The 19,825-nt window shown below is 73.5% G+C and carries 20 protein-coding genes; 14 read left to right on the top strand and 6 right to left on the bottom strand.

The window, feature by feature from the left end; all coding sequences use genetic code 11:
- Nucleotides 1-59 precede the first annotated feature (59 nt).
- The 5 genes from J4557_RS15390 (at nucleotide 60) to J4557_RS15370 (ending at nucleotide 5,190) form a co-directional block, all read left to right on the top strand.
- The gene (locus J4557_RS15390; protein WP_307799830.1) at nucleotides 60-995 is read left to right on the top strand and encodes an ABC transporter ATP-binding protein; all 936 of its coding nucleotides are present in this window, start codon (nucleotides 60-62) and stop codon (nucleotides 993-995) included.
- A complete protein-coding gene (locus tag J4557_RS15385; protein ID WP_208267213.1) occupies nucleotides 992-2,587 on the top strand; it encodes an ABC transporter permease subunit in 1,596 nt (531 codons plus the stop codon). The genes J4557_RS15390 and J4557_RS15385 overlap by 4 nt, the downstream gene beginning before the upstream one ends.
- Nucleotides 2,584-3,357, top strand: coding sequence for an ABC transporter permease (locus J4557_RS15380; protein ID WP_208267212.1), 774 nt, complete (start codon nucleotides 2,584-2,586; stop codon nucleotides 3,355-3,357). Before J4557_RS15385 ends, J4557_RS15380 begins: the two co-directional genes overlap by 4 nt.
- Before the next feature lie 95 nt (nucleotides 3,358-3,452).
- Nucleotides 3,453-4,091, top strand: a complete 639-nt coding sequence (locus J4557_RS15375; protein ID WP_208267211.1) for an HD domain-containing protein — start codon at nucleotides 3,453-3,455, stop codon at nucleotides 4,089-4,091.
- 163 nt (nucleotides 4,092-4,254) lie between these two features.
- On the top strand, nucleotides 4,255-5,190 hold the full coding sequence (locus tag J4557_RS15370; protein WP_208267210.1) for an NADP-dependent oxidoreductase: 936 nt from the start codon (nucleotides 4,255-4,257) through the stop codon (nucleotides 5,188-5,190).
- 53 nt (nucleotides 5,191-5,243) lie between these two features.
- Here the strand turns inward: J4557_RS15370 and J4557_RS15365 are convergent, their stop codons facing one another.
- Nucleotides 5,244-5,843: a TetR/AcrR family transcriptional regulator gene (locus J4557_RS15365; protein WP_208267209.1), complete on the bottom strand. Its 600-nt coding sequence runs from the start codon at nucleotides 5,841-5,843 to the stop codon at nucleotides 5,244-5,246.
- 27 nt (nucleotides 5,844-5,870) lie between these two features.
- Between J4557_RS15365 and J4557_RS15360 the strand changes: the two genes are divergently transcribed.
- The gene (locus tag J4557_RS15360) at nucleotides 5,871-6,611 is read left to right on the top strand and encodes an SDR family oxidoreductase (protein ID WP_208267208.1); all 741 of its coding nucleotides are present in this window, start codon (nucleotides 5,871-5,873) and stop codon (nucleotides 6,609-6,611) included.
- Nucleotides 6,612-6,628: 17 nt separating this feature from the next.
- Here the strand turns inward: J4557_RS15360 and J4557_RS15355 are convergent, their stop codons facing one another.
- From J4557_RS15355 to J4557_RS15345, 3 genes are all read right to left on the bottom strand, one after another.
- Nucleotides 6,629-7,027, bottom strand: coding sequence for a VOC family protein (locus J4557_RS15355; RefSeq protein ID WP_243775816.1), 399 nt, complete (start codon nucleotides 7,025-7,027; stop codon nucleotides 6,629-6,631).
- Nucleotides 7,028-7,156: 129 nt separating this feature from the next.
- Nucleotides 7,157-8,566, bottom strand: a complete 1,410-nt coding sequence (locus J4557_RS15350) for a glycoside hydrolase (protein WP_208267206.1) — start codon at nucleotides 8,564-8,566, stop codon at nucleotides 7,157-7,159.
- A 117-nt stretch (nucleotides 8,567-8,683) separates the two neighbouring features.
- Entirely contained in the window at nucleotides 8,684-9,448 is a 765-nt protein-coding gene (locus J4557_RS15345) for a helix-turn-helix domain-containing protein (RefSeq protein ID WP_243775844.1), read from the bottom strand.
- 78 nt (nucleotides 9,449-9,526) lie between these two features.
- Between J4557_RS15345 and J4557_RS15340 the strand changes: the two genes are divergently transcribed.
- The gene (locus J4557_RS15340) at nucleotides 9,527-10,369 is read left to right on the top strand and encodes an SDR family oxidoreductase (RefSeq protein WP_208267204.1); all 843 of its coding nucleotides are present in this window, start codon (nucleotides 9,527-9,529) and stop codon (nucleotides 10,367-10,369) included.
- Between the two features lie 27 nt (nucleotides 10,370-10,396).
- Here J4557_RS15340 and J4557_RS15335 read toward each other — a convergent pair whose 3' ends face one another.
- Nucleotides 10,397-11,020, bottom strand: a complete 624-nt coding sequence (locus J4557_RS15335; protein ID WP_208267203.1) for a TetR/AcrR family transcriptional regulator — start codon at nucleotides 11,018-11,020, stop codon at nucleotides 10,397-10,399.
- Between the two features lie 122 nt (nucleotides 11,021-11,142).
- Here J4557_RS15335 and J4557_RS15330 point away from each other — a divergent pair, with 122 nt between their 5' ends.
- From J4557_RS15330 to J4557_RS15320, 3 genes are all read left to right on the top strand, one after another.
- The gene (locus J4557_RS15330; protein ID WP_208267202.1) at nucleotides 11,143-11,790 is read left to right on the top strand and encodes a CatB-related O-acetyltransferase; all 648 of its coding nucleotides are present in this window, start codon (nucleotides 11,143-11,145) and stop codon (nucleotides 11,788-11,790) included.
- Nucleotides 11,791-11,823: 33 nt separating this feature from the next.
- Nucleotides 11,824-12,537, top strand: coding sequence for a class I SAM-dependent DNA methyltransferase (locus tag J4557_RS15325; protein WP_208267201.1), 714 nt, complete (start codon nucleotides 11,824-11,826; stop codon nucleotides 12,535-12,537).
- 189 nt (nucleotides 12,538-12,726) lie between these two features.
- Complete coding sequence (locus tag J4557_RS15320) at nucleotides 12,727-13,137, top strand: DUF7144 family membrane protein (protein ID WP_208267200.1); 411 nt, start codon at nucleotides 12,727-12,729, stop codon at nucleotides 13,135-13,137.
- Here the strand turns inward: J4557_RS15320 and J4557_RS15315 are convergent.
- A complete protein-coding gene (locus tag J4557_RS15315; protein WP_307799828.1) occupies nucleotides 13,106-15,613 on the bottom strand; it encodes a tetratricopeptide repeat protein in 2,508 nt (835 codons plus the stop codon). The genes J4557_RS15320 and J4557_RS15315 overlap by 32 nt on opposite strands.
- 180 nt (nucleotides 15,614-15,793) lie before the next feature.
- Here J4557_RS15315 and J4557_RS15310 point away from each other — a divergent pair, with 180 nt between their 5' ends.
- From J4557_RS15310 to J4557_RS15295, 4 genes are all read left to right on the top strand, one after another.
- Nucleotides 15,794-16,249 (top strand): carboxymuconolactone decarboxylase family protein, encoded by a 456-nt coding sequence (locus J4557_RS15310; protein WP_208267198.1) that lies wholly within the window; start codon nucleotides 15,794-15,796, stop codon nucleotides 16,247-16,249.
- A gap of 133 nt (nucleotides 16,250-16,382) precedes the next feature.
- Nucleotides 16,383-16,739, top strand: coding sequence for a VOC family protein (locus J4557_RS15305; RefSeq protein WP_208267197.1), 357 nt, complete (start codon nucleotides 16,383-16,385; stop codon nucleotides 16,737-16,739).
- A 124-nt stretch (nucleotides 16,740-16,863) separates the two neighbouring features.
- Nucleotides 16,864-19,263, top strand: a complete 2,400-nt coding sequence (locus tag J4557_RS15300) for an ATP-binding cassette domain-containing protein (RefSeq protein ID WP_208267196.1) — start codon at nucleotides 16,864-16,866, stop codon at nucleotides 19,261-19,263.
- Between the two features lie 111 nt (nucleotides 19,264-19,374).
- Nucleotides 19,375-19,821: a helix-turn-helix transcriptional regulator gene (locus J4557_RS15295; protein WP_208267195.1), complete on the top strand. Its 447-nt coding sequence runs from the start codon at nucleotides 19,375-19,377 to the stop codon at nucleotides 19,819-19,821.
- The last annotated feature ends 4 nt before the right edge of the window (nucleotides 19,822-19,825 follow it).

Below are 19,825 nucleotides of genomic sequence, written 5' to 3'. Positions count from 1 at the left end.
GGCCGTGTCGTACACCTACGTCGCAGTGCCATCGCCAACGACAAGGGACGGACGAGCACGTGGACGACGCGATCATCGAAGTCACCGGCCTGCGCAAACGGTTCCGGTCCGCACTCGCCCTCGACGGCGTGACCTTCACCGCTCCGCCGGGCAAGGTGACCGGCTTCATCGGCCCGAACGGGGCGGGGAAGTCCACCACCATCCGGGTGATCCTCGGACTCGACGCTCCCGACGAGGGCCGTGCGCGGGTCGGCGGGCACCGCTATCAGGATCTGCGGAATCCGCTGCGCCATGTCGGGGCGCTGGTCGACGCCGCCGCCGTCCAGCCCGGCCGCACCGCCCGTGACCACCTGCTGTGGCTGGCCCGCTCCCAGTCCCTGACGACCGGCCGGGTCGACGCCGTGATCGAGCAGGTCGGCCTCGCGCCGGCGGCCCGCCGCAAGGCGGGCGGCTTCTCGCTGGGCATGCGCCAGCGCCTCGGCATCGCGGCGGCGCTGCTCGGCGACCCACCGGTCGTCATCTTGGACGAGCCGTTCAACGGCATGGACCCGGAGGGGATCGCCTGGATGCGCGGGCTGCTGCGCACCCTCGCCGCCGAGGGGCGGGCGCTGCTCGTCTCCAGCCACCTGATGGGCGAGCTGCAAGGCATCGCCGACCGCGCCGTTGTGATCGGCCGCGGCAAGGTCCTCGCCGACGGCGGCATCGACGAGCTGCTCGCGCGGGCCGCCGGTGAGCAGGTCCTGCTGCGGACGCCAGCGCCGGCCGAGGCCGCCGGGGCGCTGCGCCGCGCCGGGGGCGCAGCGACGATCCTCGACGGCGGCGCCCTGAGCGTGTCCGGGCTCACGGCCCGCCAGGTCGTGGAGGCCCTGGGACGGTCGAGCGTGGTCTTCTCCGAGGTCACCACCCAGCGGGCGACGCTGGAGGACGTCTACTTCCGGCTCACCGGCGGCGAGGCGGAGTTCCGGGCCGACGGGGGCCGGGGGGCACGGCGATGACCGCGAGCCGCACGCCGCCGCTGCCGGCCGGGGCGCCCGAACGGGCACCCTTCACGGCCGTGCTGCGGGCCGAATGGATCAAGTTCCGCACGGTCCGCGGCTGGGTGACGGCCCCGATCACGGCTGCCCTGCTGTGCCTCGTGTTCACCTTCCTGGTCGCCGACGGCACCCACACCGAGTCGTGCTCCGGCGCCGGCACCTGCAAGGCCGGCCACGCCCACGTGCCGACCGGCCCGGACGGCCGAGCGGTCGCCGACAGCTACTACACCGTCGGCGGGCGGCTGACCGGCGACGGCACCGTCACCACCCGGATCACCTCGCTGACCGGCGTCACCTCGACCGTCCCGGCCGGCGTGGCCCCCTCCCAGGCGCAGCGGACCCGTCCCGGGCTCCCGGCCTGGGCCAAGGCCGGGATCCTCCTGCGGCCGAGCACCCGGCAGGGATCGGCCTACGCCGCGGTGATGGCCACCGGCGGCCACGGCGACCGCTTCCAGTACGACTACGGCAACGACGGCGCCGGGCGGCGCGGACCGGCCTCCCCCGGCTCGCCGCGCTGGCTGCGCCTGACCCGCACCGGCGACACCGTCACCGGCTACGACTCGGCGGACGGGACGACGTGGACCTTGATCGGCACCGCGCACCTGACCGGGCTACCGGTCACCGTCTACGCCGGGCTGTTCGTCACCTCCCCGGTGTCCTTCCGGACGTCGGCGGACGGCTCCCGCACCCTTGCCACCGCCGCCTTCGACCACACCACCATCGACGACCACACCACCGTCGACGGTCATGCCACGTCCGGCGCCTGGCAGGGCCGGAGCATCGGGGCCGGTCAGCAGGACTTCTACCCGACGCTGCGGACCGGCGGCTTCCACCGCGCCGGCGGTTCCTTCGTCATCAGCGGCTCCGGAGACATCGCCCCCGCCGTCGTCCAGGGGCTCCTCGGCACGGGCACGGCCTCCAGCAGCCTGCCCTTCGGGCTCACCGTCGCGCTGATCGTGCTCATCGTGGTGGCGACCGTGTTCATCACCGCCGAGTACCGCCGCGGACTGATCCGCGTCACGTTCGCGGCCGTCCCCGGCAGGCGGCGCGTTCTCGCGGCCAAGGCGGTCGTCGTCGGCGCGGTCGCCTTCGTGATCGCGGCCGCCGCCGCGGCGGCCGCCGTCCCCCTCGGCGAACACGTCCTGCGCGCGAACGGCGCCTACGTCTTCCCGGCCGGCGCCCTCACCGTCCTGCGCGTCATCGCCGGAACCGCGGCATTGGCCGCCGTCACGGCCGTCGGCGTGCTGGCCGTCGGCACCATCGCGCGCAAGAGCGCCGCCGCGGTCGCCGGGGGCATCGTGGTGTTCGTCCTGCCCTCGATCGTCGGTTCGATCGGCTCCGGTGACGCCGTGGAGTGGCTGTATCGCCTCACCCCTGCCGCCGGCTTCTCGGTGCTGCAAGTCCTGCCCCGATCGGCGCAGGTCGACTATCCCTACACCTTCGCCAACGGCTACTACCCGCTCACCCCCTGGGCCGGCCTCGGCGTCCTCACCGCATGGGCGGCGCTCGCCTTCGGCATCGCCGCCGTCCTGCTGTACCGGAGAGACGCATGATCGGAGCGCTACGGGCGGAATGGACGAAGGCGCGGACCACGGGCGGCACCGCTTGGCTGCTCACCGGCGCCGCCGCCGTGACCATCGCGGTCAGCGCCTGCATCGCCGCCGCCACCCACGTGTCGACGCGCAGCGGCGGGCAGGATCCCACGAGGCTGGCCCTGGCCGGCGTCTACCTCGGCCAAGCGGTCATCGCGGTATTCGCCGTCCTGACCATCTCCGAGGAGTACGGCACCGGCATGATCCGCACCAGCCTCACCGCCATGCCGCGCCGCCTCGTCCTCCTCGCCGCCAAGGCCGCCACCACGGCGGCGCTCGCTCTCGCCGCAGGCGTCCCCGCGGTCACCGGTTGCCTGCTCGTCGGCCGCCTCATGCTCCCGGCAGCCGGTCTCGACCCGGCCCATGGCCACCCGCTCGTCTCGATCAGCCATGGCGCGACGCTGCGCGCCGCCTCCGGCAGCGTCTGCTACCTCGTCCTGATCGCCCTGCTCGCCCTCGGCGTCGCCACCGCGATCCGCGACACCGCCCCGGCGATCGCCGCCGTGCTCGGCCTGCTCTACCTGCCCCCGCTCCTCGCCCAGGCCTGCACCGATCCGCTGCGGCGGCACGTCGAGCAGATCGCCCCCATGACCGCGGGACTCGCCGTCCAGGCCACCACCGGCGCCCACTCCCGACCCATCGGCCCCTGGGCCGGCCTCGGCGTCCTCACCGCATGGGCGGCCGCATCGCTCCTGATCGCCGCACTCCTGCTGTTCATGCGCGACGCGTGACCACCACGTTGGGGGTCGCATGCCGGTCCGTTGGCAGGATGGACGTCGGACGCACTGTTCACAGCCGGGGCACACGACGGGAAGGTCCAAGGGGCATGGCAGAGGTCATCGCGGGGTTGGCGATTCCCGGGACGGCGGCGGCCGCCGAAGCGACCAGGCTGATCCAGGAGACGACCCGCCCCCTCATCTACCACCACTCCCGGCGGGTCTTCTTCTTCGGCCTGATGCACGCCCGGAAGCTCGGCGTGGAACCGGACCCGGAACTGCTCTACCTGGCGGCCCTGTTCCACGACGCCGGCCTCCTGACCCCGTTCTCCGACGTCGAGCAGCGCTTCGAAGTGGATGGCGCGGACCACGCGCGCAAGTTCCTCCTGGATCGGGGATTCTCGGCGGCCGCCGCTCAGACCGTCTGGACGGCGGTCGCGCTGCACACCACGCCGGGCATCCCCGTCCGGATGGGCCCGGAGATCGCGGCCACGCACCTCGGCGTCCTGACCGAAGCGATCGGCTTCGGCCTGGACGGGCTGGACCACGAGCAGCTGGACGAGATCCTCGCCGTCCACCCGCGAGGGGATTTCAAGGACGAGTTCCTGCGAATCTCCGTCGAGGGGCTCAAGGACCGCCCCGAGACCACGAACGGCACCGTGAACTCCGACCTGCTCGAACACTTCGTTCCCGGCTTCCGGCGCACGACGACGGTGGAGCGCGTCCTCGGCTCGCCCTGGCCGAGCTGACCGGACGCCTGGTCAGGGCCGTGCTGCACGTGTGCGTTGTGGGTCGACCGTTGCCGAAGTGGGTATCGCGTCGATGTCGGACGGAGCTCTCCGCGTCGCGGAGCGATCGCGGCGGTGCGAGCTCGACGGCCTCGGCGCACCCCCGTTCTGGAAAGGACCGAGCATGCGAGCGATCATCGCGCGGGACCGTGACGCGGGCGTCGGCGGCCTCACCCTGACCGACATGCCCCACCCGCACGCCGCGGAGAACGACGTCATCGTGCGCGTGCACGCCGCGGGCTTCACCCCCGGAGAGCTCGACTGGCCGGGAACGTGGACCGATCGCGCCGGCCGCGACCGGACGCCCAGCATCCCCGGGCACGAGCTGTCCGGAGTCGTGGTCGAGCTCGGCTACGGGACCACCGGCCTCACCGTGGGCCAGCGGGTGTTCGGACTGACCGACTGGACCCGGAACGGCTCCCTGGCCGAATACACCGCGGTGGAGGCCCGCAACCTCGCTCCCCTCGCGGCCGACGTCGACCACACCGTGGCGGCGGCGCTGCCCATCTCCGGGCTGACGGCATGGCAGGGACTGTTCGACCACGGCCGCCTCACGACGGGCCAGACCGTCCTCGTCCACGGCGCCGCGGGCGGCGTCGGCTCGATCGCCGTCCAGCTCGCGCGGGACGCGGGCGCCCGCGTGATCGGCACGGGCCGAGCCGGCGATCGCGACGTCGCGCTCGGCCTGGGCGCGCAGGCCTTCCTCGACCTGGGCGCCGACGATCTGCGGGACGCCGGCGAGGTGGACGTCGTGTTCGACGTGATCGGCGGCGACATCCTCGAGCGGTCGACCGAGCTGGTACGCCCCGGCGGCACGCTCGTCACCATCGCCATGCCGCCCCCCGTGCAGCCCAAGGACGGGCGGGCCGTCTTCTTCGTCGTCGAGCCCGACCGCGCCCTGCTGGCCGAACTCGCCCGCCGCCTCCGGGACGGACGGCTCAAGCCCATCGTCGGCGCCGTACGACCGCTGTCCGAGACGGCCGCCGCGTTCGCTCGCCACCGCCGCATGCCCGGCAAGACGATCATCCAGGTCTCGGACGACGAACAGGCGGCACGCTAGAAGGACGGCACGGGGCGAGGTCGCGCCGCGGGTGATGGTCCCTCGCCTCCAGGTCAGGGGCGGGGTGGGCGGAGGCCGTCGATGAGGATCGACAGCAGTCGGGGTCCTCGCGCGTCGAGTTCGGCGTCGTCCAGGCGTGACAGCCAGCTGATGAGCACGATGACGTCGCGGGCTTCGGCGTCGGCGCGGACGCTGCCGGCCGCGCGGCCGGCGGCCAGGAGGCGGTCCACCGCCTCGCCGATCGGGCCGAGGCTGTGGGCGGCGAGGTCGCGCCATGTCGCCGCCTCGATGGCGGCGAACACGTCGCGTTTGACCCGGGCGTAGGCGGCGACGCGGTCGAACCACGCCGCCAGCGCGTCGAGCGGCTCGTGGGCCTCCAGCAGGCGCGGGGCCGCGGCGACGAGTTCTTCCACTTCGCGGCGGTACACCTCGGCGAGGAGGTCCTCGCGTGTCGGGAAGTGCCGGTACAGCGTGCCCTGCCCGATGCCGCAGGCTTTCGCGACGGCGTTGAGCTTCAGCTCGCCCGGCTCGCGCACGAGGTCGCGGGCCGCCTGGAGGATCCGCTCGCGGTTGCGCTGCGCGTCGGCGCGCCGTGCCGCGCCTTTGACAGAAGCGGACACGTGTCCGCTAGGCTCGTCGAGGTAACCGGACATGTGTCCCATTCTAGGTGGAGGTTCATCATGACCATCCAGGGCAAGGTCGTCGCCATCACGGGGGCCAGCAGCGGAATCGGCGAGGCGACGGCCCGCCACCTCGCGTCGGAGGGCGCGGCCGTCGTCCTCGGCGCTCGCCGGACCGAGCGGCTGGACCGCCTGGCCGCCGAGATCGAGGCCGCCGGCGGCGAGGCGGCCGCCATGCGGGTGGACGTCACCGACCCCGGCGACCTCCACGCGCTCGTCACCGGAGCCGTCGAGCGCTTCGGCCGGCTGGACGTCCTGGTGGGCAACGCCGGGATCAGCAGGATCGGCCCCGTCGCCGACCTGGACGTCGAGGGCTGGTCGGCGATGGTCGACGTGAACGTCAAGGGGATCCTGCACGGCATCGCCGCGGCCCTGCCGGTGTTCCGCCGCCAGGGCACCGGGCACCTCGTCACGGTCGTCTCGACGTCCGGGCTGAAGATCGTCCCCACCCAGGCGGTGTACGCGGGGACGAAGAACGCGGTGCGCACCCTGCTGGAGGGCCTGCGGCAGGAGAGCACGGACGGGGTCCTGCGGACGACGTCGATCTCCCCGGGGTACGTCCGCACCGAGCTCATCGACAACGCGGTCGACGACCCGGCCGTGCGCGAGCAGGCGAGGCGGAACATGGCCGAACTCGGGATCGACCCCATGGCGGTGGCCCGGGCGATCGCGTTCGCGATCGACCAGCCCGACGACGTCGAGATCGGGGACCTGACCATCCGGCCGGCCCGCCAGGGCTGATCGCCCCGGAGGGAGGGTCAGATGTCGGCTTCGATGGCGAAGGTGTTGCCGTCCGGGTCCCGGAACCACGCGATGCGTCCACCGCCGGCCCGCGGGGAGATCCCCCTGGCGTCGCATTCGAACTGCTCGTAGCGGACGAACTCGACGCCGGACGAGGCGAGTTCGTCGACGATCTGGTCGATGTCGTCGACGTACCAGGTCGCCAGCGTCGCGTCGGTCTTCCCGGCGGTGGCCGACTGGTACACGTTCAGCGCCGGGCCGCCGCCGGACGCGTAGACGCGGCTGCCGCCGATGATGTCGGCGCTGGGACCGGTCTGCAGGACCTGCAGGCCCAGCTTGCCTTCGTAGAACGCCACGGCCCTCTGAATGTCGGAGACGGCGATGGACGTTCTGAGGTCATACGCGCTCAAGGGCATGAGCCACTCTCTCACACGCGATCGGCTCCGCCTTTACCACGCGGGAATCGGCGGGGAAGACTGACTTTTCCGTGAGTGTTGGAAGGTGTTCATCATGAGCCATTCGCCGGTAAGCGCCCCGGCGAATGCTCAGATGCCGTCGATTTCCATGGTCGTGACGGTGTTCGCCTCGTGGACGACTGTGAGCAGACCGTCCCGGGAATCGGCGTCGGGCCGGCGGGCGTACCGGCGTGCGCCGGGAGCGTCGATCGCGTCGGTCACCCACACACGAGCCGCGTTCGCGTCCCTGGTCAGCGGCCGCAGATCGTAGGTGACGGTTCGCTTCCGGCCGTCGTTGACGGTGACCAAGGCCAGCCGCCGGGCGGACGGGTCGTGGGCGGCAACGGTGTTCGTGTGCCCGGACCTCAGGATCCGCATCCCCGGCCTGATATGGCGCGTGTAGTGGGCGAGGACGTGATATTTCGTGTTGACGCCGCCCACTTCCCCTTCGAGCGTGCCCGGGGCTCCGCCGTCCGGATTGGGCGTCCGGTCGTCGTACTCGCCGTCCAGCAGCCCCCAGTCGAGCGCCTCGACGGGCTGCCAGCAGACCCATCCGGTCGGCCGGAGATACCGGATGTCCCGGCTGATGCTCAGCGCCATCGCCAATCCGTCGGGCTCCCCCTCGGAATACTCCGACTGCCATATCGGAATTTCCTCGCCGACGGCTTCGCGGAGCTCGGTACGGCTGCGGCCCCTCTCATCGGGCTCGTACGCGTGCACGTTGACGCGGCCGATGAGACGCTTGGCGCCTTCGGTGAACTTCTGCCAGGTGACGACCGCGTCCGCATAACGGCATTCGTCGGACGCGGCGATCAGCACGTCGCCGAGACCGTGGTCGTCCAGCGCGCGGCGCAGGTACTCGATGACCGCTTCCTGCGCCCCGATGGTGAAATGGCATCCTTCCTGGTTCTGCCGCGCGTGCCAGGCGGTCAGCGAGGGCTCGTTGAACGGCTCGACCGACGAGAAGCGAATGCCCCAGTCGTCGCGGGCGCGCCTGGCCACCGCCGCGATGTACCGCGCGAACGCGTCCTGGTACTGGAATTCGAGGTTGTCCTGTTCGCCCCGCTCGGCGCCGGAGGGATTCCTGTTCACCGTCATCCACCAGGGCGGTGAGACCGAGAACATCTCGAAGGTGTCGGCGCCGGCGTCGCGGGCCCTCGCCAGCATGCTCCGCTGGTTCGGGTCGGCGCTCCAGTTCCACGCTTCGCCGTCGTGGTACGTCTCGATCTGCTTGCGCCGGACGATGGCGGGCGACTCGACCATCGCGGACCCGTCCGTCCAGGTGCAGGCCCCGAGGTTGTAGCGCACGATGTTCAGGCCCAGGCCGGGAAGCTCGATCCCGCGGCTGGAGGTCTTCACACCGGCCGCGTCCAGGCCGAACAGGGCCGCGGCCAGGTCGTCACGCGCGCCCAGTTCGGTGTTCGCCCACCAGGACAGGCAGGTTCCCCACCCGTCCCAGAGGTACGCGCCTTCGGGATCGACCACCCGCTCATCGGACATGTCCACGCCTTCGCTCGTCCGTCCCCCTCCGGGGTCTGTTCGGACGAGCAGGCGCTATCCAGCGCTTTTCAGAACTTTGCCCGATCAATTCCTGGACGAGGCTCCGAGCCTCTTTCTTTATGCGGCGCAGGGCGTGCTCGCGGGAAGGCGGCCCGCGCTGAAGGCGGCCGGGGACACGCCCATGAGCGCATGGAAGTCGGCCGTCATGTGGGACTGGTCGTAGTAGCCGGTATCGGAGGCGAGGCCCGCCCACTGCGCGGAGCCCGCGCGGGCCAGCACCGTGCGGACGCGCTGGATGCGGGCGAAGCGCTTGGGCGGCAGGCCGACCCGGTCGGTGAACAGGTCGCGCAGGTGGCGTTCGCTGACCGAGAGCCGCCGGGCGAGCGCGGCGACCCGTTCGCCGGTGGTGGACAGCGACTCGACGGCCTCGCGGAGCAGCAGGTCGCGCGCGTCCGCGCCGCCGTCCGCGCCGCCGTCCGGGCCGCCGTGCAGGCCGTCGAGCAGCGCGTGCTCGATGGCCCGCAGGATCGCGTCGGGGCCGGCCAGCTCGTTGAGCCGGTCTTCGAGGCGGGCGGCGCGGTCGCCCCACAGGTCGGTGAGCGGGACGGCCCGGTCCCGCAGCTCGACGGCCGGGACGCCGAGCAGCGGCCGGGCGGCACCGGGGCGCAGCCGGGCCCGGACGCACATCGGCAGGTCCTTGCCCGGGTTGTAGGTGGCGCGGCTGCGGGGGCCGACGACGCGGAGGTCGCCGTCCCGGTCGCCGGTCCTGCGGTAGACGAGCGCGGTGGCGGCGTCGGGGAGGTGGACGACCGGCCGGGCACCGTCGGGCCGCATCAGCGCCACGTCGGCGATCCAGGGCCGCAGCACGGGCATGGGGGTCATCGCGTCCACGCCGACGACTCTACGGGGCTGCCGATTCTTCCTATATCCGGTGTGGGGCGGCGCGGCAGAGTGCCCGGCATGATCCTCGTGACGGGTGCGACGGGCACCATCGGAACCGAAGTGGTCCGGATCCTGGCCGAGCGCGGCGAGCGGGTCCGGGCGATGACGCGGAACCCGCAGGGCAGCACCCTGCCGGCGGAGGTCGTCCAGGGCGACTTCGACGACCGCGCCTCCCTCGACGGCGCGGTGTCCGGGGCCGACGCGGTCTTCCTGCTGGACGCGCCGGGCCCCTGGATCGAGCGGCACGACCGGGCGATGCTCGACGCCGCGCGGTCCCACGGCGTCGGGAGGGTGGTGAAGCTGTCGGCCATCGGCACCGGCGAGGACACCGAGGTCAGGGCCGGCGGCTGGCACCTGCCCGGCGAGCGGGCGCTGCGCGCGGGCGAGGCGGACTGGACGATCCTGCGGCCGAGCAGCTTCGCCGCCAACACCCTGCACTGGGCCCCCATGATCCGGGCCGGGCGGCCGGTCGCCAACCTGACCGGGGACGGCGCCCAGGGCGTGGTCGACCCGCGCGACGTCGCCGAGGTCGCGGTCGCGGCGCTGACCGCGCCGGATCACGCGGGGCGGACCTACACGCTGACCGGTCCCGAGCTGCTGAGCGCGCCCGACCAGGTGGCGACCCTGGAGGAGGTGCTCGGCCGCCCGATCGGGATCGTCGACGTGCCGCCGGACGTCGCGAAGGAGCAGATGATCGCCGCGGGCCGTGACCCGGAGTTCGCCGAGGGCGCGATGCGCGGCCAGCGGTTCATCGCCGAAGGGGGGAACGCCCGGCTGACCGGCGACGTCGCGGCCGTCCTCGGCCGTCCCGCGCGCACCTACGCGACCTGGGCCCGCGACCACCGGGCCGCGTTCGAGTGAGCGGTCGGCGCCGAAGGCGGGTGCGGTTCAGCGATCCGTGCCCGTGAAGGCGCCGGCGGCGGCGGCCAGGGCGGCGGTCCGGGCGGCATGGTCGGGAAGGTCCGGGTCCGGGGGCGTGCGGAGGAGCACCAGGTGGTGGTAGAGCGGGGCGGTGGCGGCGATCAGGAGTCGCCTGGCGTGGGTGCCCGGGGGGAGCTCGCCCCGGCGGACGGCCCTGGTGACGACGATCTCGCAGCGGGCGTAGCGGTCCTCCCAGAGCCGCCGCTGGGCGCGTTCGGCCTTCTCGGAGCGGAACGACGCGGCGATCAGGGCCGCCATGACCGGCGGTCGCGCGGTCATCGCGTCCTGGATCTCGCGGTTCAGCCCGGCCAGGTCGCGTTCCAGGGAGCCGGTGTCCGGGGGCTGCCAGGCGTCGTCGGCCGCCGCGTCCAGGACGTCGGCGAGCAGGCCGCCGACGTCGCCCCACCGCCGGTAGACGGTGGCGCGGTGCACGCCGGCGCGGGCGGCGACGGCCTCCATGGTGAGGCCGTCGAAGCCGTGCTCGCCGAGTTCCGCGAGCACGGCCTCGTGGACCTGCGTCCGGACGCGGGCGGTGCGGCCGCCGGGGCGGCGCCGCGGCGGCGTGGGCCCGTCGTCTGCCGGTGGCGTCATCGGTGGTGCTCCGGTTGCTCGGTGGGACGGCGTCGTGCCAGTATCTTAATGCATCACACGTCGCATTAGTGAGGCCGCCGTCCCGCCGAGGGACCCGCCCCGCCGAAAGGAACGGCCCAGCCATGCCGCCCGTGCCCGCCGACCCGGACGTGCTGCACCCGATTCCCGGGCAGCCGCGCGTCGTGCTGCTGAAACCGCTGGTCACGTCCCCGCTGATCGAGGTGGGCGAGTTCTCCTACTACGACGACCCGGACGACCCGACCGCGTTCGAGACCCGCAACGTGCTCTACCACTACGGGCCGGAGAAACTCGTCATCGGGAGGTTCTGCGCGCTCGGCGAGGGGGTGCGGTTCCTCATGAACGGCGCGAACCACCGCATGGACGGGCCGTCGACGTTCCCCTTCCCGATCATGGGCGGTTCCTGGGCCGAGCACGCCGACCTCATCACCGGCCTGCCCGGACGCGGCGACACCGTGATCGGCAACGACGTGTGGCTCGGCTACCGGTCCCTGGTGATGCCCGGCGTCCGCATCGGGCACGGCGCGATCATCGCGTCCGGGTCCGTGGTCGTCGACGACGTCCCCGACTACGGCGTCGCGGGCGGCAACCCGGCGAGGCTCCTCCGCCGCCGCCACGGCGACGCCGACATCGCCCGGCTCCTCGACCTGGCCTGGTGGGACTGGCCGCTCCAGCACATCACCGACCACGTCCGCACGATCATGTCCGGCGGCATCGACGCCCTGGAGGCCGCGGCGCCCCCGCGCCCCTGACCCGCGGCGGCGTGCCGCGAGTAGCCTTGGGCGGTGTTCTCGTCCCAGGGGCCGTCGCCGCGCGAGCTGGCGGTGCAGGCGCTGTCGTCGGTCGAGCGGGGCTACGACCTGCTCGCCCCGAAGTTCGACCACACGCCTTTCCGCACGCCGGACGCCGTGCTCGACGCGACCACCGAGGCGCTGCGGCCGCTCGGGCCGTTCGACCGGGGGCTGGACGTGTGCTGCGGCACCGGCGCGGGCATGCGGACGCTCGAGGCCGTGTGCCGGGGGCCGATCGCGGGCGTCGACTTCAGCGCCGGGATGCTCGCGCAGGCGCGCGAAGCCCATCCGGACGCCGAACTCGTCCGCGCCGACGTCCGGGACCTCTCCTTCGGCGCGGGATTCGACCTGGCCGTGACCTTCGGGGCGCTCGGCCACCTGCTGCCCGCCGAACGGCCCGCCGTCTTCGCCGGGGTGCACCGGGCGCTGCGGCCCGGCGGGCTCTTCGCCTTCCCGCTCGGCGCCCCGCCGCCCCTCACGTCGCGCTGGTACTGGGCGCTGCTCGGATTCGACGCGGTCATGCGGGTCCGGAACGCGGTGTGGCGTCCCCCGTTCGTCATGTACTACCGCACCTGCCCGCTGGGCGCGGTCAGCAAGGACCTGGCGGCGGCCGGATTCAGCGTGTCGACCGCTCCTCTGACGGCTCTGGGCCGGCGCGACGACGGCACTCCCCGCGCCCGCCTCGTCCTAGCGCGAAAGCCCACCTGAAAGAGCCCTGTCGGCCCCTGCCCCGGGGACGCGACCGCGACGCTCGGCCGTGCTGCTGGAGGGTGTGCCAGGTTCTGGTCACGTTTCGGCCCGGCGTGCGCCAAAAGCGCACCGGCTGCGGTTGGGGAGGGCGGAACAACGGGGATCTTTCGGGCACTCACATCCGGCGCGAGCATGGGGAGGCCAACGATGACCAGGATGGCGCACGGCACGGCCCGGCAGCTGCGGCCGACGTCCGGATGGCTCACGTTCGCCGGCACCCTCGCCATGGTGATCGGCGCGTTCAACGTCATCGACGGCCTGGTCGGCCTGTTCAAGGACAACTACTACCTCGTCAACGGCAACCAGATCATGGTGTTCGACTTCACGGCGTGGGGCTGGTTCTGGCTGGTCCTCGGCGCCGTGCAGATCGCCGTCGGCGCGGGGATCATCGCCGGGCAGATGTGGGCGCGCGTCGTCGGCGTCCTGTTCGCCGTGCTCACCGCGATCGGCCACATCGCGTTCCTGCGGGCGTTCCCGCTCTGGTCGGTGCTGACCATCGCGATGTCCATCCTGCTGATCTACGCGCTCACCGCTCCGCCGTCGCGGGCGCGGGGCTGAGCTCGCCCAGCACGGCCTGCGCCGCGGCGCGGTGCTCCGCCGCCGCGGCCGGGTCCGTCGAGTCGAGGACGGCGGCGATCCCCTCGTGGGCCAGCGCCTCCTCGTGCCGGTACCCGACCTCAGGGGCCAGCTCCAGCGCCCGCCGGTGCAGCCGCAGGGCCTCCTCGGGCAGGCCCGCCAGCCGGCACGTCTCGCCGTAGCCGTTGAGGAAGTGGATCTTCCAGTGCTCCTCGAACAGCTCGTCGAGCAGCGCGAACGCCTGCCGGTGCGCGTCCATCGCCTCCTCGTACCGGCCCATCCGGCGCAGCGCGACGCCGAGGCAGTTAAGGCACCACGCCTCGTTGTGCCTGTGACCGTCCTCCCGCGCCAGGCCGAGGGCCTCGTGGAGATGCCGGACGGCCTCGTCGGGCTCCTCGTCGGCGATGGCCACGCCGAGCGTGATCCGGGCCGTCAGCGCGGGCGCCCATGACGGGTCGGAGTGCGGAACTTCCAGGGCCTTGCGGGCGAGCCGCGCCGCCTCCTCGCGGTGCCCGAGCTGGAGCATCACCCACGCCTCGTACGCGGTGGCATGGACGGCGCCCATCGGGCGGCCGGCGGCCTCGTACAGCCGCCCGGCCGTCCGGAACAGCTCGAGCGGCTCCTCGACGTGCCCCTCGTCCCACCTCAGGTAGCCGCGGCGGAGCGTCAGCTCCGCCTGGGACAGGACGTCCCCCGCCTCGGACGCCAGCGGCGCCGCCGCCTCGTACGCGGCGCCGGCCTCCGCCATCCGGCCCGCGTTGTACCGCGCGAAGCCGAGGTCGCTGTGCGCCTCGGCGAGCGAGACCGGGTCGCCGAGGCGCCGCGCGGCGTCCACGGACCGCTCGAAGAGGGCGTTGAGCTGCGTCGTCCCGCAGCGCCGCGCGAAGTACGCCCGCATGAAGCGCGGCAGCTCGCACACGTGCGCGTCGGCTCCGGCGGCGACCGCGGCGTGGAAGGCGGCCAGCAGGTTCCCGTACTCGGCGCCGAACCAGGCGAGCGCCGCGTTCTTCCCGGCGAACCGCGGCAGCCCGGCCGGGGCCCGGCCCGCGGACGCGGCCCGGCTGCCCGCCGGGAACGGCAGCGCGGCGTCGGCGGCCGCGGCGGCGTGCACGTAGTAGTCGAGGACGCGGCCCAGCGCCCGCTCCCGCTCCGCCGGGGACTCGTGCTCGGCGGCGGCCCGGCGCGCGTGCTGGTGGACCAGGTCGTGCAGCCGGTAGCGGCCGGCCGCCGGCTGCTGGACGAGGTGCGCGTCGAGCAGGTCCTCCAGCATGGCCAGGGCGGTGCGCGGCGGGACGTCCGCGAGCGCCGCCGCCACGTACTCGTCGAACGACGCCCCGGGCAGCTCCCCCAGCAGCCGGAACAGGCGGCGCTGGGCCCGGTCCAGCTGCCGGACGGACATCGCGAGCGCGGTGTCGAACTCGCCGGCGCCCTCCGCCATCCGCTCGACGAGGATGCCGACGGTCCAGCCCGGCCGGTGCCGCAGCCGGGCCGCGGCGAGCCGCAGCGCGAGCGGCAGGTGCCCGCACAGCCGCAGCACCTCCGCCGCGGCCTCCGGCTCGCGGGCCAGCCGGCCGCCGGGACCGCCGGAGCCGCCCGCCTCGCCGCTGGCGCGGGCCAGCAGCTCCGCGCTCTCCTCCGGGGTCAGCACGTCCAGCGACACCGGGGGCACCTCGTCCAGGCCCAGCAGCCGGTTGCGGCTGGTGATCAGGGCGACGGACCGGCCCGCGCCGGGCAGCAGCGGCCTGACCTGCTCGGCGTCGGCGGCGTTGTCCAGCACCACGACGGCCCGGCGCCCGGCCAGCTCCGACCGCCAGCAGGCCGCGAGCGGCTCGACGCCGCCCTCCTGCGGGACCTTCTCGGACGGGACGTCGAGCGCGGCGAGCAGCGACCGCAGCGCGGTCCCGGGGTCGAGGGGCTCGCGGCCCTCGGTGAACCCGTGCAGGTCCAGGTAGAGCTGGGCGTCGGGCTGGTCGGCGGCGAGCCGGTACGCGGCGTGCACCGCCAGGCACGTCTTGCCGACGCCCGCCATGCCGTCGACGGCGACGACCCGGCTGCCCGCCACCGCGTCGAGGACGGCGGCGAGCGCGGCCTCCCGGCCGGTGAAGTCGGGCACGTCGCGCGGCAGGTCGTTGCGGGGCGGGCGCGGGACGCCGGAGGGCGGCGACGGCTGCTGCACCTGGCGGCTGGCCTTCGGGGGCGCCGGCAGCGGGTTCGACGCCCGCTCCCACAGCGGACGCAGCGGGCGCGGGTCGCGCTTCACGAGCCGGCACAGGGCGAGCACCGCCGGCCACGGCGGGACGGTCTGCCCGCCGAGGTACCGCGACAGCGACGACGAGCTGAGGCCCGTGTCCCGGGCGAGGGCCCGGACGCCGCGTCCGGACAGCTCCTGGAGCAGCCGCAGCCGGGCGGCCAGTTCCTCCTGGGGGTCGGCCTTCGCCGTCCGCTGCTGCACGACCACCGTTCCCCCGCCTCCCTGTCCCACGCCGGACGGACCCGTGCGGGCGCTCCTGCCGCTGGTCAAGCCCGTTCCGGCTGTCCCACGGTGTCCCATCGGCGTCGTCATGGCAAGCCCGTCCCGCTGTGATGGAGTCACGCCCCGAGGGAACGGGGCACCGGCCCGAAAAGAGGAGAAACCGAGATGCAGTCCCGGATGCAGAACCCCGCCGTCGTCCTGTCCAGCGCGATGAAGCCGATCCAGGAGGTCTTCAAGGCCGTGCACTCCGGCGGGGTGGACGAGCAGACGCTGGAGCTGGTGCACCTGCGCGTCAGCCAGATCAACGGGTGCAGCGCCTGCGTCGACGCCGGCGCCAAGACGGCCCGGAAGGCGGGCGTGAGCGACGAGCGGCTGGCGCTGGTCGCCGCGTGGAGGGAGGCCCCGTACTTCAGCGACGAGGAGCGGGCCGCGCTGGAGCTGGCGGAGGCCGCGACGCGCCTCGCGGACCGTCCCGACGCGGTGAGCGACGAGGTCTGGGACACCGCCGCCACCTACTTCGACGAGAAGCAGCTGGCCGCGATCGTCCTGATGATCGGCGTCACCAACATGTTCAACCGGCTGAACGCCACCACCCGCCAGATCGCCGGCGCCTGGGGCTGAGGGGCGTCGTCGCAGGTGGGACGGCTGACCAGACCGGTCAGGAATCGAGAAGCCCCGATGACCGGGCCGGAACTAGCGTGACCGGCACGGGCGCCCCCGGACGGGGGCGCCCCTCACGACCCAAGGAGCGATCATGAGCGAGACGTCCACCCAGGGGATCAGGACGGTCCTGCACCCGGTGACCGACCTGGCGGCGGCCAAGGCCGTCTACACCGCCCTGCTCGGCGCCGGCCCGACGGCCGACTCGGAGTACTACGTCGGCTACGACGCCGAGGGCCAGCACATCGGGCTGGTGCCGGCCGGCGGGCCGCAGGAGATGACGTCGCCGGTGGCGTACTGGCACGTCCCGGACATCGAGGCGAAGCTGGCCGAGGTGACGGCGGCGGGCGCGGCCGTGAAGGACGCCCCGCGCGACGTCGGCGGCGGCCGCCTCGTGGCCACGTTCACCGACCCCGACGGCAACGTCCTCGGACTCATCCAGGACAAGTGACGGGGTCCCCCCGGACCGGACGCGGCGCGGGCCGCGGGAGCGGCGAACCGGACATACTGTCGGACCGGGCAGGCGGCGCCGACGCGGCCCGCCGCCCCGGGCCCGCCGACCCGATGGAGAGAGCATGAGCACCACCACCAGCACGGACGCGCCGGACCCGCGGCCCGGCGCGGCGCACGTCGCCGACGGCCACGACCTGATCCGCGTGTACGGCGCCCGCGAGAACAACCTCAAGGACGTCGGCATCGAGATCCCGAAGCGCCGGCTGACGGTGTTCACCGGCGTCTCCGGGTCCGGCAAGACGTCGCTGGTGTTCAACACGATCGCCGCCGAGTCGCAGCGGATGATCAACGAGACGTACAGCACCTTCGTGCAGGGCTTCATGCCGGCGCAGGCGCGGCCCGACGTCGACGTCCTGGAGGGGCTGACCACGGCGATCATCGTCGACCAGCAGCGGATGGGCGCCGACCCCCGCTCCACGGTCGGCACCGCCACCGACGCGCACGCGATGCTGCGGATCCTGTTCAGCCGGCTCGGGCGGCCGCACATCGGCTCGCCGCAGGCGTTCTCCTTCAACGTCGCGTCGATCAGCGGCGGCGGCGCCGTCAGGTTCGAGCGCGGCGGGAAGACGGTGAAGGAGCAGCGCAGCTTCACGATCACCGGCGGGATGTGCCCGCGCTGCGAGGGCCGCGGCACGGTCTCCGACATCGATCTCGCCGAGCTGTACGACGAGGACAAGTCGCTGAACGAGGGCGCGCTCAAGATCCCCGGCTACAGCATGGACGGCTGGTACGGGCGGATCTTCCGCGGCTGCGGCTACTTCGACCCGGACAAGCCGATCCGCAGGTACACGAAGAAGGAGCTGGACGACCTCCTCCACCGGGAGGCGACCAAGATCAAGGTCGACGGGATCAACCTGACCTACGAGGGCCTGATCCCGCGGATCCAGAAGTCGATGCTGTCCAAGGACGTCGACGCGCTGCAGCCGCACGTCCGGGCGTTCGTGACGCGGGCGACGACGTTCACCGTCTGCCCGGACTGCGGCGGCACGCGGCTCACCGGGGCGGCCCGGTCCTCGAAGATCGACGGGATGAGCATCGCCGACGCGTGCGCGATGCAGATCAGCGACCTGGCGGCGTGGGTCCGCGGGCTGGACGAGCCGTCCGTCGCGCCGCTGCTCGGGAAGCTGGCGCACACCCTCGACTCGTTCGTGGAGATCGGGCTCGGCTACCTGTCCCTGGAGCGGCCGTCGGGCACGCTGTCGGGCGGCGAGGCGCAGCGCGTCAAGATGATCCGGCACCTGGGCTCCTCGCTCACCGACGTCACCTACGTCTTCGACGAGCCGACGATCGGGCTGCACCCGCACGACATCCAGCGGATGAACGGCCTGCTGCTGCGGCTGCGGGACAAGGGCAACACCGTGCTGGTCGTGGAGCACAAGCCGGAGGCGATCGCGATCGCCGACCACGTCGTCGACCTCGGTCCCGGCGCGGGCACGGACGGCGGCACCGTCTGCTTCGAGGGCACCGTCGAGGGGCTGCGCGCGTCCGGCACCGTCACCGGCCGCCACCTCGACGACCGGGCCACGCTCAAGGAGACGCTGCGCGAGCCCACCGGAAGGCTGGAGATCCGCGGCGCGTCCACGCACAACCTGCAGGACGTCGACGTCGACATCCCGCTCGGGGTGCTCACCGTCGTCACGGGCGTCGCCGGATCCGGCAAGAGTTCGCTCGTGCACGGGTCGATCCCGGCGGGCGAGGGCGTGGTGGCGATCGACCAGAGCGCGATCCGCGGTTCGCGGCGCAGCAACCCGGCGACCTACACCGGGCTGCTCGACCCGGTCCGCAAGGCGTTCGCGAAGGCGAACGGCGTGAAGCCCGCGCTGTTCAGCGCGAACTCCGAGGGCGCCTGCCCGGCCTGCAACGGCGCCGGCGTCGTCTACACCGACCTCGCGATGATGGCCGGTGTCGCCGTGACCTGCGAGGAGTGCGAGGGCAAGCGGTTCCAGGAGGCGGTGCTGGACTACCGCCTCGGCGGCCGGAACATCGCCGAGGTGCTCGCGATGCCGGTGGCGGAGGCCGAGGAGTTCTTCGGCGCGGGCGAGGCGCGGCTGCCCGCCGCGCACCGGATCCTGCGGCGGCTCGCCGACGTCGGGCTCGGGTACCTCGGCATCGGGCAGCCGCTCACCACGCTGTCCGGCGGCGAGCGGCAGCGCCTCAAGCTGGCCACCCACATGGGCGAGGACGGCGGCGTGTACGTCCTCGACGAGCCGACCGCGGGCCTGCACCTCGCCGACGTCGAGCAGCTGCTCGGGCTGCTGGACCGGCTGGTCGACGCCGGCAAGTCGGTCATCGTCATCGAGCACCACCAGGCCGTGATGGCGCACGCCGACTGGATCATCGACCTCGGTCCCGGCGCCGGCCACGACGGCGGGCGGATCGTCTTCGAGGGGCGGCCGGCGGACCTCGTCGCCGCCCGCTCCACCCTCACCGGGGAGCACCTCGCCGCCTACGTCGGCGCCTGACCGGCCGTGGGCCTCGCGGACGTCCTCGCCCGCCTCCGGCGCGGGGCGGGACGCCGCGGGGCCCGGCAGCGGCGGCGCGAGGATGTCACCGGCGGGACGTACGATCCGGATGTGGCCCGCAAACCCGCCTCGGAGCAGCGCCTTCTCGACCTGGCGCGGCTGCGGCGCGTCCGCGACCGGATCGACCGGGAGTTCGCGCGGCCGCTCGACGTCGAGGCGCTCGCCCGGGGCGTGAACATGTCGGCGGGGCACCTCAGCCGCGAGTTCCGCGCCGCCTACGGCGAATCGCCCTACTCCTACCTGATGACGCGGCGCATCGAGCGGGCGATGGCGCTGCTGCGGCGCGGCGACCTCACCGTCACCGAGGTGTGCTTCGAGGTCGGCTGCTCGTCGCTGGGCACATTCAGCACCCGGTTCACCGAGCTCGTCGGGATGCCGCCCAGCGTGTACCGGCGGCGGGCGGCGGACGCGCCGGGCGAGCTGCCGTCGTGCGTGGCGAAGCAGGTGACGCGGCCGGTGCGGGGCCGGTCGCCGGGGACGGGCGGGCCGCCGGGTTAGCCTG

The organism is Actinomadura nitritigenes (assembly GCF_017573545.1).
Taxonomy (GTDB): domain Bacteria; phylum Actinomycetota; class Actinomycetes; order Streptosporangiales; family Streptosporangiaceae; genus Spirillospora; species Spirillospora nitritigenes.
This window is presented reverse-complemented; position numbering and strand designations above follow the sequence as displayed.